The organism is Achromobacter marplatensis (assembly GCF_002209535.1).
Taxonomy (GTDB): domain Bacteria; phylum Pseudomonadota; class Gammaproteobacteria; order Burkholderiales; family Burkholderiaceae_B; genus Achromobacter; species Achromobacter marplatensis.
Map to the genome: position 1 here is coordinate 16,509 of NZ_NJIG01000004.1, position 14,279 is coordinate 30,787.

Here is a 14,279-nt window from a genome sequence, read left to right on the forward strand (position 1 = left end):
GGAGTGCGACCGCAGTCGCCCGCGCCAGTCTAAACCAGCTCGTGGGCGCCAGGGAGGGCCACTCGCGCGCGCAAACCTGGAGCCAATCGGGGGCGGCCAGGGCTATGCCCCACGCCTTGCAAGGCGGCGCCGGCATGGACACAATGGGGCATCTTTGGCAGCTATCACCGAACCCATCGTGCAACCCGTCGACGCGCGCCCCGCCGGCAAGTCCAGTATCTACTCCCGCGTGTTGTTCCGCTTCATCGATTGGCTGCGACACCGCATCGCGAAAGCGTCGCTGGTGGGGGACCGGCCAATTTTCCAGAACAGCCAGTTCCCGTGGATCGCCGCCCTGGAAGCCCAGACGCCCGCCATCCGCGCCGAGCTGACGGCGCTGCTGGCGCAACGCCAGCAACTGCCGGCCTTCCATGAGATATCACCGGATGTGGGCATGATCACGTCGGATGACCAATGGAAGACGTTCCTCTTCATGGGCTACGGCCTGCGCTCCGAACGCAACCTGGCCAGCTGTCCGGCCACGGCCCGGGCGCTGGAAGGGATCCCGGGCATCCGCAGCGCCTTCTTCTCGATCCTCGAGGCCGGCAAGCGGATCCCGCTGCACACCGGCCCGTACAACGGCGTCCTGCGCCTGCACCTGGGGCTGGTCGTGCCCGAGCCGGCGGACCGGTGCTGGATCGAGGTCGGGGGCGAGCGCTACAGCTGGCGGGAGGGCCGGGCCGTGGTGTTCGACGACCTCTATCCCCACCAGGTGCACAACGATACGGACGGTCTGCGCGCCGTGTTGTTCGTGGACTTTGAACGTCCCTGCCGGGTTCCGGTAAAATGGTTGAATCGCCTGGTGCTCAGGGCGGCCCCCTTGACGGACGAAATCCGGCGGGGCAAGGCCAACCATGACGCCTGGGAGAAGGGCTTTTACCGTCACAAATAAGGGGCGGATAGCTCGAAAACCGTCCCCTCGTTGAGGGGGCGTGGTGTTTTGTGCGTCATTCCAACAAAGTGCTTGCGCTCAAAATTTAACCACGCTAGAATGATCAGCTTTCCCAGATTGTCGATCCAGTTAACCGAAAGTTGTTTCGAAGACTAGTCGGCGTGTTGGGGGAATACCCGCAGGATTTCAACCCAGGGTCGTTGCGTTGCCAACCAGTTGTAGAGATAGGGCGAAAGCTCTAGGGCTACAACACATAAAGCAGGGCGGCAGACCTGACGGGACCAAAACTGGCAGGAATTGCAGTGTTCCCTTATTGGGAAAACCGTATTTCCAGTTAAGTTGGAACAGGAAAAATCATGATCCAAATGCAGACCACGCTGGACGTGGCCGATAACACTGGTGCGCGTCATGTCATGTGCATTAAGGTGCTCGGTGGCTCCAAGCGCCGTTATGCCGGTATCGGCGACATCATCAAGGTGAGCGTCAAAGATGCGGCTCCGCGCGGACGCGTCAAGAAAGGCGAAATTTACAATGCCGTGGTGGTTCGTACCGCCAAGGGCGTGCGCCGTAAAGACGGTTCGCTGATTCGTTTCGGTGGCAATGCCGCCGTGTTGCTCAACGCCAAGCTGGAGCCCATCGGCACCCGCATCTTCGGACCCGTTACGCGTGAACTGCGTACCGAGAAGTTCATGAAGATCGTGTCGTTGGCCCCGGAAGTGCTGTAAGGAGCCCTACGATGAACAACATTCGTAAAGGCGACGAAGTCATCGTCCTGACCGGCCGCGACAAGAAGCGTCGCGGTACCGTGCTGGCTCGTGTTGATGCCGACCACGTTCTGGTCGAAGGCGTCAACATCGTCAAGAAGCACGTGAAAGCCAACCCGATGGCTAACAACCCGGGCGGGATTGTCGAAAAGACCATGCCGATCCACATCTCGAATGTGGCGCTCTTCAACCCCGCAACCGGTCGTGGCGACCGCGTGGGCGTTCAAGAAGTCGAAGGTCGCAAGGTCCGCGTGTTCCGTTCCAATGGTGCCGTTGTCGGCGCCAAGGCGTAAGGGGCGATAGACATGTCTCGTTTGCAAGATTTCTACAAGAGCAAGGTCGCTGGCGACCTGCAGGCCAAGTTTGGCTACAAGAGCGTCATGGAAGTGCCGCGCATCACCAAGATCACCCTGAACATGGGTGTCTCGGAAGCCGTGTCCGATAAGAAGGTTATCGAACACGCGGTGTCGGACCTGACCAAGATCGCTGGCCAAAAGCCTGTCGTGACGAAGACCAAGAAGGCTATCGCCGGTTTCAAGATCCGCGAAAACTACCCGATTGGTTGCATGGTCACGCTGCGTGGTCAACGCATGTACGAATTCCTGGATCGCCTCGTTGCGGTCGCGCTGCCTCGCGTGCGTGACTTCCGTGGTATCTCGGGTCGTGCATTTGACGGCCGCGGCAACTACAACATCGGGGTGAAAGAGCAGATCATTTTCCCCGAAATCGAGTACGACAAGATCGACGCGCTGCGTGGGCTGAACATCAGCATCACCACCTCCGCGAAGACCGACGAAGAAGCCAAGGCGCTGTTGACGGCCTTCAGCTTCCCGTTCCGTAACTAAGGGGCTGATGACGTGGCTAAACTTTCCCTCATCAATCGCGACATCAAGCGCGCCAAGCTGGCTGACAAGTTCGCTGCCAAGCGCGCTGAGTTGAAGTCGATCATCGACGACCAGTCGAAGACCGACGAAGAACGTTACCAAGCTCGGCTCAAGCTGCAACAGCTGCCGCGCAATGCCAATCCGACGCGCCAACGTAACCGTTGCGTGGTCACCGGTCGTCCGCGCGGTGTGTTCCGCAAGTTCGGCCTGACGCGTCACAAACTGCGTGAAATGGCGATGAAGGGCGAAATCCCCGGCATCACCAAGGCCAGCTGGTAGGAGATACATTATGAGCATGAGCGATCCCATCGCCGATATGCTGACCCGCATTCGCAATGCGCAGCAAGTGGACAAAGTTACGGTGAGCATGCCCTCCTCGAAGCTGAAGGCGGCAATTGCCGCTGTGCTGAAAGACGAAGGCTACATCGACAGCTTTGAAATCAAGGGCACCCAGGCCAAGCCTGAGCTCGAGATCACCCTGAAGTACTACGCTGGCCGTCCGGTTATCGAGCGCATTGAACGCGTGTCGCGCCCCGGTCTGCGTATCTACAAGGGCCGTACCAGCATTCCTCAGGTCATGAACGGCCTGGGCGTGGCTATCGTTTCGACCTCGCGCGGCGTCATGACCGACCGTAAGGCTCGCGCCAACGGCGTCGGCGGCGAAGTGCTGTGCTACGTGGCCTAAGGAGAAATTCTAATGTCACGTATCGCTAAGTATCCGGTCGAACTGCCCAAGGGTGTCGAAGCTGACATCAAGCAGGATCAGATCACTGTCAAGGGCCCGCTGGGCACCCTGACCCAAGCCCTGACTGGCGACGTCACCGTTGCGTTGGACGAAGGCAAGCTCACGTTTGCCGCCGCTAACGAAACGCGTCACGCCAATGCCATGTCGGGTACCGTGCGCGCTCTGGTGGCCAATATGGTTACCGGCGTGAGCAAGGGCTTCGAGCGCAAGCTGACCCTGGTTGGCGTGGGTTACCGCGCCTCGATCCAAGGCGATGCCGTTAAGCTGCAGCTCGGTTTCTCGCACGACGTTTTGCATCAGTTGCCGGCCGGTATCAAGGCCGAATGCCCCACCCAGACGGAAATCGTCATCAAGGGCGCCAACAAGCAAGTCGTCGGTCAGATGGCCGCTGAAATCCGCGCGTACCGCGAACCCGAACCCTACAAGGGCAAGGGTGTGCGTTACTCGGACGAACGCGTCGTCATCAAAGAAACCAAGAAGAAATAACGGCGCACGCAAGGACGAATCATGGACAAAAAAGTTTCCCGTTTGCGTCGTGCGGTTCCGACCCGCCGGAAGATCAACGAGCTGCGCGTTCACCGCCTCTCGGTCTTCCGCTCGAACCAGCACATCTACGCCAACATCATTTCGCCGGAAGGCGATCGCGTTCTGGTCAGCGCCTCGACGGTGGAAGCCGAAGTGCGTGCGCAACTGGCCGGCCAAACCGGTCAGGGTGGCAACACTGCCGCTGCTACGCTGGTCGGCAAGCGCGTGGCCGAAAAGGCCAAGGCTGCCGGTATCGAACTGGTCGCTTTCGATCGCTCGGGCTTTCGTTACCATGGCCGCGTGAAAGCGCTGGCCGATGCCGCGCGTGAAGCCGGCCTGAAGTTCTAAGCGAGGATCTGTCAAATGGCTAAAGTACAAGGCAAGAACGCCGCGGAAAAAGAGAACGATGACGGCCTCCGCGAAAAGATGATCGCGGTCAACCGCGTGAGCAAAGTGGTCAAGGGTGGTCGCACCATGAGCTTTGCCGCGCTGACCGTGGTTGGCGATGGCGATGGTCGCGTCGGCATGGGTAAGGGCAAGGCGCGTGAAGTGCCGGTGTCCGTTCAGAAGGCAATGGAACAGGCCCGTCGCGGCATGTTCAAGGTTGCCCTGAAGAACGGCACGCTGCACCACACCGTGGTTGGCAAGCATGGCGCCGCTACCGTGCTGATCTCGCCGGCTGCTGAAGGTACTGGCGTTATCGCCGGCGGCCCGATGCGCGCTATTTTTGAAGTGATGGGTGTGCGTAACGTGGTTGCCAAGAGCCTGGGCTCGAGCAACCCCTACAACATGGTTCGCGCCACGTTGAACGGTCTGCGCGCTTCCCTGACCCCGGCCGATGTTGCTGCCAAGCGCGGCAAGTCGGTCGAAGAAATCCTGGGGTAAATCATGGCTCAGAAGCAGATCAAAGTGACCCTCGTGCGCTCGGTGATCGGTACCAAGCAATCGCACCGTGATACGGTTCGCGGTTTGGGCTTGGGTCGCATCAACAGCAGCCGCGTGCTGGTCGATACGCCCGAGGTGCGTGGGATGATCCGTAAGGTGGATTATCTCGTTTCCGTCTCGGAAGCCTAAGGAATCACCATGTCGGATATGCAACTTAATTCGCTGAAGCCCGCTGAGGGCAGCAAGCACGCCAAGCGCCGCGTCGGCCGTGGCATCGGTTCGGGTCTGGGTAAAACCGCCGGCCGTGGTCACAAGGGTCAGAAGTCGCGCTCGGGCGGTTTCCATAAGGTTGGCTTCGAAGGCGGTCAAATGCCGCTGCAGCGTCGTCTGCCCAAGCGTGGTTTCACCCCGCTCGGTCAACACCTGTATGCCGAAGTTCGTCTGTCGGACCTGCAAGCCCTGCCCATCGACGAAATCGATGTGCAAGTGCTGAAGGCGGCTGGCGTGATTGGCCAGGCGGTTCGTTACGCCAAGGTCATCAAGTCGGGTGAACTCTCGCGCAAGGTCGTGCTCAAGGGCATTACCGCGACGGCTGGTGCTCGCACCGCCATCGAAGCCGCGGGCGGCTCGCTTGCTTGATCACGAGGTGACGAGTGGCTAACGCGCAGGCATTGGGCAAAACCGGAGCACGGTACGGTGATTTGAAGCGCCGTCTTGTGTTCCTGGTGCTCGCCCTGGTGGTTTACCGTTTGGGTACACACATCCCCGTACCGGGTATTAATCCGGATGCGCTGGCGGACTTGTTCCGTCAGAACCAGGGCGGGATCCTGGGCCTGTTCAACATGTTCTCGGGTGGGGCGCTCTCGCGTTTCTCGATTTTTGCCCTGGGGATCATGCCGTACATTTCGGCATCCATCATCATGCAGTTGATGTCGGTGGTGGTGCCGTCGCTGGAAGCGCTCAAGAAAGAGGGCGAAGCCGGTCGTCGGAAGATTACCCAGTACACCCGCTACGGCACAGTCGTGCTGGCGCTGGTGCAAGCAGTGGGCATTTCGGTAGCGTTGGAGTCCCAGCAGGGACTGGTGATCGATCCGGGTATGCTGTTTCGCTTCACGACCGTTGTGACTCTGGTCACTGGCACCATGTTCGTCATGTGGCTGGGTGAGCAGATTACGGAACGCGGTCTGGGCAACGGGATTTCCATCCTGATCTTCGCAGGTATCGTTGCGGGTCTGCCCGCGGCGCTGGCTGCACTGTTGGACCTGGTCCGCACCAACGCGATGTCCGTGCTTTCGGCACTGTTCATCGTGGCTCTGGTGGTGCTGGTTACCGCTTTTGTGGTGTTCGTGGAACGCGGACAGCGCAAGATCACGGTGAACTACGCCAAGCGTCAGGTCGGCAATAAGGTCTACGGTGGTCAAAGCTCGCATTTGCCGCTGAAGCTGAACATGGCAGGGGTGATTCCGCCGATCTTCGCATCGTCGATCATTCTGTTCCCGGCCACGATCACGAGCTGGTTCTCCAGCAGTGAGAACATGCGCTGGCTTAGCGACCTGGCTGCGGCCCTGTCGCCTCGTCAACCGCTCTACATCACGCTGTACTCCGTCGCGATTATTTTCTTCTGCTTTTTCTACACGGCTCTGGTGTTCAACAGCCGCGAAACGGCGGACAACCTGAAGAAGAGTGGTGCGTTTGTTCCGGGCATTCGTCCGGGTGAACAAACAGCGCGCTACATCGACAAGATCCTGATGCGTCTGACGCTCGCAGGTGCCTTGTACATCACTTTGGTGTGCCTGTTGCCTGAATTCTTGGTGATGCGCTGGAACGTTCCTTTCTACTTCGGTGGTACGTCTCTGTTGATTATTGTGGTGGTGACGATGGATTTCATGGCACAGGTTCAGGCCTACATGATGTCTCACCAGTACGACTCGTTGCTCAAGAAGGCCAACTTCAAGGGCGCGGGTTTGCCGATGCGGTAAGCAAAAGAATGTCCAAGGACGACGTCATTCAGATGCAAGGCGAGGTTCTTGAGAACCTCCCGAACGCGACATTTCGCGTCAAGCTCGAAAACGGCCACGTGGTGTTGGGCCATATTTCCGGCAAGATGCGTATGCATTACATCCGGATCCTGCCGGGTGACAAGGTCACAGTGGAGCTCACGCCCTATGATCTGACGCGAGCCAGGATAGTTTTCCGCTCCAAATGAGCGGAACCGGATTACGGAAAATTAGGAGTCAACCATGAAAGTAATGGCATCGGTTAAGCGGATCTGCCGCAACTGCAAAGTTATCAAACGTCACGGCGTGGTGCGTGTTATCTGCACCGACCCGCGTCACAAGCAGCGTCAAGGCTAACTCGGGTTAGCGACTACGCAACAGATTTATTCAAGGAATAGTCATGGCCCGTATTGCTGGCATTAACATCCCGCCGCAACAGCACGCCGAGATCGGACTGACCGCCATTTTTGGCATTGGTCGTACGCGCGCTCGCAAAATCTGCGAAGCGGCAAACGTACCCTTTGACAAAAAGGTCAAGGATCTGAACGACGCTGAATTGGAACGCGTCCGCGAACATGTTGGTTTGTTCACGGTTGAAGGCGACCTGCGTCGTGAAGTACAGCTCTCGATCAAGCGTTTGATCGACCTGGGAACCTACCGCGGTATGCGTCACAAGCGCGGTTTGCCCGTGCGCGGCCAGCGCACTCGCACCAACGCACGGACCCGTAAGGGCCCGCGTCGTGCAGCTGCGTCCCTGAAGAAATAATCGAGGAACAGGATTATGGCGAAAGCTTCCACCAGCGGCGCTTCGCGCGTGCGCAAAAAGGTTAAGAAGAACGTCTCGGACGGCATCGCGCACGTTCACGCTTCGTTCAACAACACCATCATCACCATCACCGATCGTCAGGGCAACGCACTGTCGTGGGCCACGTCGGGCGGTGCTGGTTTCAAGGGTTCGCGTAAGTCGACCCCGTTCGCCGCGCAGGTCGCTGCTGAAACGGCTGGCCGCGTCGCGCTGGAGTACGGCATCAAGACTCTGGAAGTGCGTATCAAGGGCCCCGGCCCCGGTCGCGAATCGTCTGTCCGTGCGCTGAACGCGCTGGGCATCAAGATTTCGTCCATCGCCGACATCACGCCCGTTCCGCACAACGGCTGCCGTCCGCCGAAGCGTCGTCGTATCTAAAGGGAATCCACATGGCACGTTATATTGGACCCAAATGCAAGCTCTCGCGCCGCGAGGGTACTGACCTGTTCCTGAAGAGCGCCCGTCGCTCGCTGGATTCCAAGTGCAAGCTGGATTCCAAGCCTGGCCAACACGGCCGCACTTCGGGTGCCCGCACTTCCGACTACGGCCTGCAGCTGCGCGAAAAGCAAAAGCTCAAACGCATGTACGGCGTGCTGGAAAAGCAATTCCGCAAGTACTTCGCTGAAGCAGAGCGTCGCCGTGGCAACACCGGCGAAACCCTGATCCAGTTGCTGGAATCGCGCCTGGACAACGTCGTCTACCGCATGGGCTTCGGCTCGACGCGCGCCGAAGCTCGCCAGCTGGTGAGCCACCGCGCCATCGAACTGAACGGCCACACGGCTGACATCGCTTCGATGCTGGTCAAGGCTGGCGACGTCGTTTCGATCCGTGAAAAGGCCAAGAAGCAAGGCCGTATCAAGGAATCGCTCGACCTGGCCACCAGCATCGGCATCCCCCAATGGGTGGAAGTCGATTCGACCAAGCTGACCGGTACGTTCAAGTCGGTCCCCGATCGCGCTGACGTCGCTCGCGACATCAACGAATCGATGGTCGTCGAACTGTACTCGCGTTAATCAGGTCTCTGCCGGCGCCTCCTTCGCAGGTGTGCCGGCACGAAGCTGGTCTCGCGACCCGTTTGCACGTCCCGCAGCAGCCCGCTTTCCGCCTTTTGGTGGGGCGGGCTTTGCGGTAAGTATCGGCCGGCGTTTTCGCGCCGCCCGAGTTTCATGTTTCACCCTGTCCATCAGCCTTATCGGTGTAACGAGCCGAGGGTATTGAAAAGGAACACAGTAAATGTCCACTCAAGGTTTCCTGAAGCCGCGCTCCATTGAAGTCGAACCGGTCGGCACGCACCATGCCAAGATCGTGATGGAGCCGTTCGAGCGTGGCTACGGTCATACGCTGGGCAACGCCCTGCGCCGCATCCTGCTGTCTTCGATGACCGGCTACGCGCCGACCGAAGTCCAGATGACGGGCGTGGTGCACGAATACTCGACCATCCCGGGCGTTCGCGAAGATGTCGTCGACATCCTGCTGAACCTGAAGGGCGTGGTCTTCAAGCTGCACAATCGCGACGAAGTGACCCTGGTTCTGCGCAAGACCGGCGCGGGCACCGTGCTGGCCAGCGACATCGAGCTGCCGCATGACGTCGAGATCATCAACCCCGGCCATGCCATCTGCAACCTGACGGACGCAGGCAAGCTGGAAATGCAGATCAAGGTTGAAAAGGGCCGCGGCTACGTGCCGGGCAACGTGCGCGCGCTGTCGGAAGACCGCACCCACACCATCGGCCGCATCGTTCTGGACGCTTCGTTCAGCCCGGTCCGCCGCGTGAGCTACGCGGTTGAAAGCGCCCGCGTGGAACAGCGCACCGACCTGGACAAGCTGGTTCTGGACATCGAAACCAACGGCGTCATCTCGCCCGAGGAAGCGGTGCGCCAGTCGGCTCGCATCTTGATGGACCAGATCTCGGTCTTCGCTGCTCTGGAAGGCGCTGGCGATTCGTACGAAGCCCCGGTCCGCGGCACGCCGCAGATCGACCCGGTGCTGCTGCGCCCGGTCGACGACCTGGAACTGACCGTACGTTCGGCCAACTGCCTGAAGGCCGAAAACATCTACTACATCGGCGACCTGATTCAGCGTACCGAAAACGAGCTGCTCAAGACCCCGAACCTGGGTCGCAAGTCGCTCAACGAGATCAAGGAAGTCCTGGCTGCACGTGGTCTGACTCTGGGCATGAAGCTCGAGAACTGGCCGCCCCTGGGCCTGGAGCGTCCGTAAGTCTTAAGAGGGTGACGCCCCGGAAACGGGGCGTTTCCCGCAGCGCCCGGTTTTACCGCCGGGCCGTTTGCGAAATCGTCGTAAAATGCACCGTTTTCTACCGGACCGCGGCCTGATTGCAGGTTGATAGAAGAGCCGGCAACCCGATGGCGAACGCCATCTTTAGATTCAAAGGAAACTTATCATGCGTCACGGTAATGGCTTGCGTAAGCTCAACCGCACCAGCAGTCACCGTCTTGCCATGTTCCGCAACATGGCCGTTTCGTTGATCACCCACGAAGCCATCAAGACCACGCTGCCGAAGGCGAAAGAATTGCGCCGCGTCATCGAACCCCTGATCACGCTGGGCAAAGAGCCCACGCTGGCGAACAAGCGTCTGGCATTTGCCCGTCTGCGCGATCGCGATGCGGTGGTGAAGCTGTTTGCCGAAATCGGCCCGCGCTACGCGGCCCGTAACGGTGGCTACACCCGCGTGCTGAAGATGGGCTTCCGTCAAGGCGACAACGCTCCCATGGCTTTCATGGAACTGGTTGACCGTCCGGAAGTTGATGAAGCCGCTGCGGACAGCGCCGAGTAATTCTCGGTAGCTCGATAAGCGACAAGGGCGGGTCTTCGGACCCGCCCTTGTTTTATTTGCGCGCCCGCCACGGCGTTTGGATCACGAGGCGTGCAATTCCCCCCGCAACTGCGCCGCGGTGGCCGCCAGCGCCTCCTGAGGCGGTTGGGGCGGCATCCGGAACGTCAGGTCCTGCTGTTCGATGTACTGCGTGGACGTCACGTCTTGCGTGTGATGCATCGGGATGATGTGGGCGTGGGCGTGCGCCACGTGGATGCCGGTGAAGGCGAAGCCCACCCGTTCGACCCCGTACAGCCGCTTCATGTGACGCCCGAGCTTTTGCCCCAGGTTCAGGATGTGGCCGGCGAGATCGGCGGGCATGTCCTCGTAATAGGGGTAATGCTGCTTCGGGATGATGAGGGTGTGGCCCGGGCGCACCGGCTGGATGTCCAGGAAGGCCAGCAGGCGCTCGTCTTCGTGGATGATGTGCGCGGGGATCTCGTGCCGCGCGATGCGGCAGAACAGACAGTTGTCGGACATGCGTGCCTCGGTGAAAACGGATGGCTGGGTGGCATGGCCGGCGCCGAGGATCCGGGCGGCCGCCGCAATACCGATAAAATACCCCGAGTTACATCTCACACGGGTATCCCGAGGAGGCTCCATGTTGCGCGATGACGACGTCGTGCTGGTCATCAGCAATGCGCCGGACGTGCTGCTTGCGAAGCGCATCGCGCACGTGCTGGTGGAAGACGGGTTGGCGGCCTGCGTGAACCTTGGCGCGCCGGGCCTGTCCATCTACCAGTGGAACGGAGAGGTCGAAGGGGCGGAAGAAGTCCCCATCCACATCAAGACCACCTACGCGCGCCACCAGGCAGTGGTTCAGGCCCTGGCGCAGATGCATCCCTATGATGTGCCCGAAATCATCGTGCTGCCGGTCATCGGCGGCGCGGCGCCTTATCTGGATTGGGTGCGCGAGCAGACGGCCGTCACGCAGAACAAGAGAGACTGATGTTGCAACTTGCCGGTATTGTCGGTGCGCCGCGGCGCCCGATTCACGCCACCCGCGCTGCCCGCGCGGCCCATGCCCTGTTCAGGCAATGCCTGATGTTCCTGGCGATGGCGCTGCTGCTGATGGGATGGCAGGCGGCGGCGCATGCCGAGGCCGAGTTCCTGGAGCCCGAAAAGGCTTTCGTGTTCAGCGCGCAGATGGCCGCGCCCGATACGCTGGAGCTGCGCTACAAGGTCGCGCCCGGCTACTACATGTACCGCGAGCGTTTCGGCATCACGATCAGCCCCATGGGGGCGACGACGCTGGGCGAAGCCATCTACCCCAAGGGCGAGGTCAAGTACGACCCAACCTTCGAGAAAGACATGGAGGTCTTCCACAAGGACGTGGTGATCCGGGTGCCGGTCGGCACCGGGGACCAGCCCTTCACCCTGACCTTGACCGGCCAGGGCTGTGCGGACGCCGGCCTGTGCTATCCGCCGATGGACAGCAGCGTGAAACTGACGCCGGTGGCGGGTGGTTACGCGCTGGCAGGTGGCGCATCCGCGCTGGCGCAGGCGTCGCAGGCCGCACCGTCGGGCGGGCTGAGCGCGCTGTTTACCGCAGGCGACACCGGCCTGGCTGACGCGCTGGGCGGTCTGGGCTGGGCCAAGACCGCGGGTGTGTTCCTGGTGCTGGGCCTGTTGCTGGCTTTCACGCCCTGCGTGTTGCCGATGATTCCCATCTTGTCTTCAATCGTGCTGGGCGGCGTGGCGCAGCCCCGGCCGACGCGCGGCCGCGGACTGGCGCTGGCGGCGACCTATGTGCTGGGCATGTCGGTGGTCTACACCGCGCTGGGCGTGGCCGCAGGACTGAGCGGCGCGGGCTTGGCCGCGTGGCTGCAGACGCCGTGGATCCTGACGCTGTTCGCCATCCTGCTGGCCGTGCTGGCACTGGCGATGTTTGACGCGTTCACGTTCCAGATGCCGTCGGGCATCCAGGCGAAGCTGGCAGAGCGTTCGTCGCGCATTCCGGGCGGGCGTTATACCGGTGCGCTCGTGATGGGCGCCTTGTCTGCGCTGATCGTCGGACCTTGCGTAGCCGCGCCGTTGGCGGGCGCGCTGCTGTATATCTCGCAAACGGGCGACGTGGTCCTGGGTGGGTCGGCGTTGTTCGCCATGGCCTGGGGCATGGGCGTGCCGCTGTTGATCGTGGGGGCGTCGTCCGGCGCGCTGCTGCCCAAGGCGGGCCCCTGGATGGACGGCGTGAAGCGCCTGTTCGGCATGTTGCTGCTGGCGACTGCCTGGTGGATGCTCATCCCCGTGGTGCCGACCTGGGTGCAGATGACGGGTTGGGCGTTCCTGGCGGTGGTGTCGGCCGTGATGCTGCGGGCGTTCGACGCCTTGCCGGCGGGCGCGGGTGCGGCGCGCATGTTCGGCAAGGGGCTGGGCTTGCTGCTGGCGCTGGCAGCGGCTGCATGGCTGGTTGGCGCGGCCAGCGGCGGACGCGATGTGCTGCAACCGTTGTCGCATCTGGCCTCGCGCGCCGGTGCGCCTTCGGATGCCGCGGCCGCAAGCGGGGAAGTCCATTTCACCCGCGTGCGCAACAATGCCGAGCTGGATGCGCTGCTGGCGCAAAGCCGCCAGCCGGTGATGCTGGATTTCTATGCCGACTGGTGCGTGTCGTGCCGCGAGATGGAACGCTTCACCTTCACCGATCCTGGTGTGGCGCAACGCATGTCGGGCATGCTGCTGGTGCAGGCGGACGTGACGGCGAACAATGCCGACGACCGCGCGCTGCTCAAGCGCTTCCGCCTGTTCGGCCCGCCGGGGATCATGTTCTTCGAGCCGGGTGGCAAGGAATTGCCGGAAGCCCGCGTGGTGGGTTTCCAGGACGCCAAGCGCTTCACGGAATCGCTGGACAAGGTGCTGGTGCGCTGACGCCTGGGCGTATACCATGGCTGCTGCGCCGCGTGGGCGGCGCACACCACTCCCTTCAGGCCGGCGCCCGTGACGTCCCCAACAGTTGATGCAAGCCAGGACCGGCAAGGTCTTATCTATGTTCAATTGATGTTCGTCATGGCCACATGGGGCCTGAACATCGTCTCCATCAAGTACCTGACGCAGCACATGGACATCCAGGCGCTGGCCGCCGTGCGGATCGTCGTTGCGTTCATCACCGTCACCCTCATTATCAAGGCCCGCCGCGGCCGCATCCCCAAGCTGGGCCGCGTCGAGCTGGGCTGGGTAGCGCTGGCAGGCTTCCTGGTGGTGTACGCGCACCAGGTGGCACTAGTGTCGGGGCTGCGGTTTTCCTCGGCGGCCAATGGCACGCTGATCATGGCCACGAGCCCCTTGCTGTCGGCGCTGCTGGCCGCCATCTTCTATCGCGAAAAACTGACGCTGGTGCGCATCTCGGGCGCCATGCTGGGCCTGTTGGGCGTGGGCATGGTGGTCGCAGGCAGCGGCGCGCAGATCGGCCTGACGGGCTGGGGCGACGCGGTCGTGTTCGTGGCCGTGCTGGTGTTCGTGTTCGGCGGCCTGGTCATCCAGCGCATGTCGCGCACGATGGATCCGCTGGGCATGCTTTGGTACATGTACCTGGCAGGCGGGCTGATGCTGGTGGTGCATGCGGCGATGACGCCGGCGTCGTATCAGACCGATACCTGGCAGATGACGTGGTGGCCGTGGCTGGTGCTGATGTTTTCCGCGGTAGTGGCATCAGGCGTCAGCAACATCATCTGGAACGCTGGCATCGCGCGCCTGGGTATCAGCCGCGCCGCGCTGTTCGTGAACTGGCTGCCGATCTTCGGGCTGCTGTTCGCCTCGCTGTTCCTGGACGAACACGTCACTCTGACGCACGTCGTGGGACTGGCTTGCGTGCTGGGCGGAACGTGGTTGGGATTGCGCCGCGCGGCGCCTGCCGTGCCGCGCAACGGGCGGGCATAAGGTAAAGAAGACGCCTTGCGGGCTGGCCGGAAAC

General features: G+C 61.5%; 23 protein-coding genes. 22 read left to right on the plus strand and 1 reads right to left on the minus strand.

Features of this window, described 5'->3' with window-relative positions; all coding sequences use genetic code 11:
• Positions 1-178: 178 nt before the first annotated feature.
• The 19 genes from CEY09_RS10245 (at position 179) to rplQ (ending at position 10,333) form a co-directional block, all read left to right on the plus strand.
• Positions 179-931 (plus strand): aspartyl/asparaginyl beta-hydroxylase domain-containing protein, encoded by a 753-nt coding sequence (locus tag CEY09_RS10245; RefSeq protein WP_088588886.1) that lies wholly within the window; start codon positions 179-181, stop codon positions 929-931.
• Positions 932-1,287: 356 nt separating this feature from the next.
• Positions 1,288-1,656: a 50S ribosomal protein L14 gene (rplN, locus tag CEY09_RS10250; protein ID WP_006216531.1), complete on the plus strand. Its 369-nt coding sequence runs from the start codon at positions 1,288-1,290 to the stop codon at positions 1,654-1,656.
• Between the two features lie 11 nt (positions 1,657-1,667).
• Positions 1,668-1,988 (plus strand): 50S ribosomal protein L24, encoded by a 321-nt coding sequence (rplX, locus tag CEY09_RS10255; protein WP_006227036.1) that lies wholly within the window; start codon positions 1,668-1,670, stop codon positions 1,986-1,988.
• Between the two features lie 12 nt (positions 1,989-2,000).
• Positions 2,001-2,540 (plus strand): 50S ribosomal protein L5, encoded by a 540-nt coding sequence (gene rplE, locus CEY09_RS10260; protein WP_006216529.1) that lies wholly within the window; start codon positions 2,001-2,003, stop codon positions 2,538-2,540.
• Between the two features lie 12 nt (positions 2,541-2,552).
• Positions 2,553-2,858, plus strand: coding sequence for a 30S ribosomal protein S14 (rpsN, locus tag CEY09_RS10265; protein ID WP_006227037.1), 306 nt, complete (start codon positions 2,553-2,555; stop codon positions 2,856-2,858).
• 10 nt (positions 2,859-2,868) lie between these two features.
• The gene (gene rpsH / locus CEY09_RS10270; protein ID WP_006216525.1) at positions 2,869-3,264 is read left to right on the plus strand and encodes a 30S ribosomal protein S8; all 396 of its coding nucleotides are present in this window, start codon (positions 2,869-2,871) and stop codon (positions 3,262-3,264) included.
• 12 nt (positions 3,265-3,276) lie between these two features.
• The gene (rplF, locus tag CEY09_RS10275; RefSeq protein ID WP_006227038.1) at positions 3,277-3,810 is read left to right on the plus strand and encodes a 50S ribosomal protein L6; all 534 of its coding nucleotides are present in this window, start codon (positions 3,277-3,279) and stop codon (positions 3,808-3,810) included.
• Between the two features lie 21 nt (positions 3,811-3,831).
• Positions 3,832-4,197 carry a 50S ribosomal protein L18 gene (gene rplR, locus CEY09_RS10280; RefSeq protein ID WP_006227039.1) on the plus strand — a complete coding sequence of 122 codons (366 nt, stop codon included), beginning with the start codon at positions 3,832-3,834 and terminating at the stop codon, positions 4,195-4,197.
• Positions 4,198-4,212: 15 nt separating this feature from the next.
• Positions 4,213-4,734 (plus strand): 30S ribosomal protein S5, encoded by a 522-nt coding sequence (gene rpsE, locus CEY09_RS10285; protein WP_006216521.1) that lies wholly within the window; start codon positions 4,213-4,215, stop codon positions 4,732-4,734.
• A 3-nt stretch (positions 4,735-4,737) separates the two neighbouring features.
• Positions 4,738-4,923 carry a 50S ribosomal protein L30 gene (gene rpmD / locus CEY09_RS10290; protein ID WP_006216520.1) on the plus strand — a complete coding sequence of 62 codons (186 nt, stop codon included), beginning with the start codon at positions 4,738-4,740 and terminating at the stop codon, positions 4,921-4,923.
• A 9-nt stretch (positions 4,924-4,932) separates the two neighbouring features.
• Positions 4,933-5,373: a 50S ribosomal protein L15 gene (rplO, locus tag CEY09_RS10295; protein ID WP_035213993.1), complete on the plus strand. Its 441-nt coding sequence runs from the start codon at positions 4,933-4,935 to the stop codon at positions 5,371-5,373.
• Positions 5,374-5,387: 14 nt separating this feature from the next.
• A complete protein-coding gene (gene secY / locus CEY09_RS10300; protein ID WP_088588568.1) occupies positions 5,388-6,713 on the plus strand; it encodes a preprotein translocase subunit SecY in 1,326 nt (441 codons plus the stop codon).
• An 8-nt stretch (positions 6,714-6,721) separates the two neighbouring features.
• Positions 6,722-6,940, plus strand: a complete 219-nt coding sequence (gene infA, locus CEY09_RS10305; RefSeq protein WP_003806927.1) for a translation initiation factor IF-1 — start codon at positions 6,722-6,724, stop codon at positions 6,938-6,940.
• A 34-nt stretch (positions 6,941-6,974) separates the two neighbouring features.
• A complete protein-coding gene (rpmJ, locus tag CEY09_RS10310; RefSeq protein ID WP_003806928.1) occupies positions 6,975-7,088 on the plus strand; it encodes a 50S ribosomal protein L36 in 114 nt (37 codons plus the stop codon).
• 43 nt (positions 7,089-7,131) lie between these two features.
• Positions 7,132-7,497 carry a 30S ribosomal protein S13 gene (rpsM, locus tag CEY09_RS10315; protein WP_006216517.1) on the plus strand — a complete coding sequence of 122 codons (366 nt, stop codon included), beginning with the start codon at positions 7,132-7,134 and terminating at the stop codon, positions 7,495-7,497.
• A gap of 15 nt (positions 7,498-7,512) precedes the next feature.
• Positions 7,513-7,914, plus strand: a complete 402-nt coding sequence (gene rpsK / locus CEY09_RS10320) for a 30S ribosomal protein S11 (RefSeq protein WP_006216516.1) — start codon at positions 7,513-7,515, stop codon at positions 7,912-7,914.
• Positions 7,915-7,925: 11 nt separating this feature from the next.
• A complete protein-coding gene (gene rpsD, locus CEY09_RS10325; RefSeq protein WP_006227422.1) occupies positions 7,926-8,549 on the plus strand; it encodes a 30S ribosomal protein S4 in 624 nt (207 codons plus the stop codon).
• Positions 8,550-8,769: 220 nt separating this feature from the next.
• Positions 8,770-9,756: a DNA-directed RNA polymerase subunit alpha gene (locus CEY09_RS10330; protein ID WP_006216514.1), complete on the plus strand. Its 987-nt coding sequence runs from the start codon at positions 8,770-8,772 to the stop codon at positions 9,754-9,756.
• A 184-nt stretch (positions 9,757-9,940) separates the two neighbouring features.
• Positions 9,941-10,333, plus strand: coding sequence for a 50S ribosomal protein L17 (rplQ, locus tag CEY09_RS10335; RefSeq protein ID WP_006216513.1), 393 nt, complete (start codon positions 9,941-9,943; stop codon positions 10,331-10,333).
• An 81-nt stretch (positions 10,334-10,414) separates the two neighbouring features.
• Here the strand turns inward: rplQ and CEY09_RS10340 are convergent, their stop codons facing one another.
• Positions 10,415-10,852 carry an HIT family protein gene (locus tag CEY09_RS10340; RefSeq protein WP_006227423.1) on the minus strand — a complete coding sequence of 146 codons (438 nt, stop codon included), beginning with the start codon at positions 10,850-10,852 and terminating at the stop codon, positions 10,415-10,417.
• A gap of 121 nt (positions 10,853-10,973) precedes the next feature.
• On the opposite strand from CEY09_RS10340, the gene cutA reads away from it, so the two are divergent.
• From cutA to CEY09_RS10355, 3 genes are all read left to right on the plus strand, one after another.
• A complete protein-coding gene (cutA, locus tag CEY09_RS10345; protein WP_006227424.1) occupies positions 10,974-11,321 on the plus strand; it encodes a divalent-cation tolerance protein CutA in 348 nt (115 codons plus the stop codon).
• Entirely contained in the window at positions 11,321-13,237 is a 1,917-nt protein-coding gene (dsbD, locus tag CEY09_RS10350; protein ID WP_088588569.1) for a protein-disulfide reductase DsbD, read from the plus strand. Before cutA ends, dsbD begins: the two co-directional genes overlap by 1 nt.
• A gap of 129 nt (positions 13,238-13,366) precedes the next feature.
• Positions 13,367-14,245: a DMT family transporter gene (locus tag CEY09_RS10355; RefSeq protein ID WP_088588887.1), complete on the plus strand. Its 879-nt coding sequence runs from the start codon at positions 13,367-13,369 to the stop codon at positions 14,243-14,245.
• The last annotated feature ends 34 nt before the right edge of the window (positions 14,246-14,279 follow it).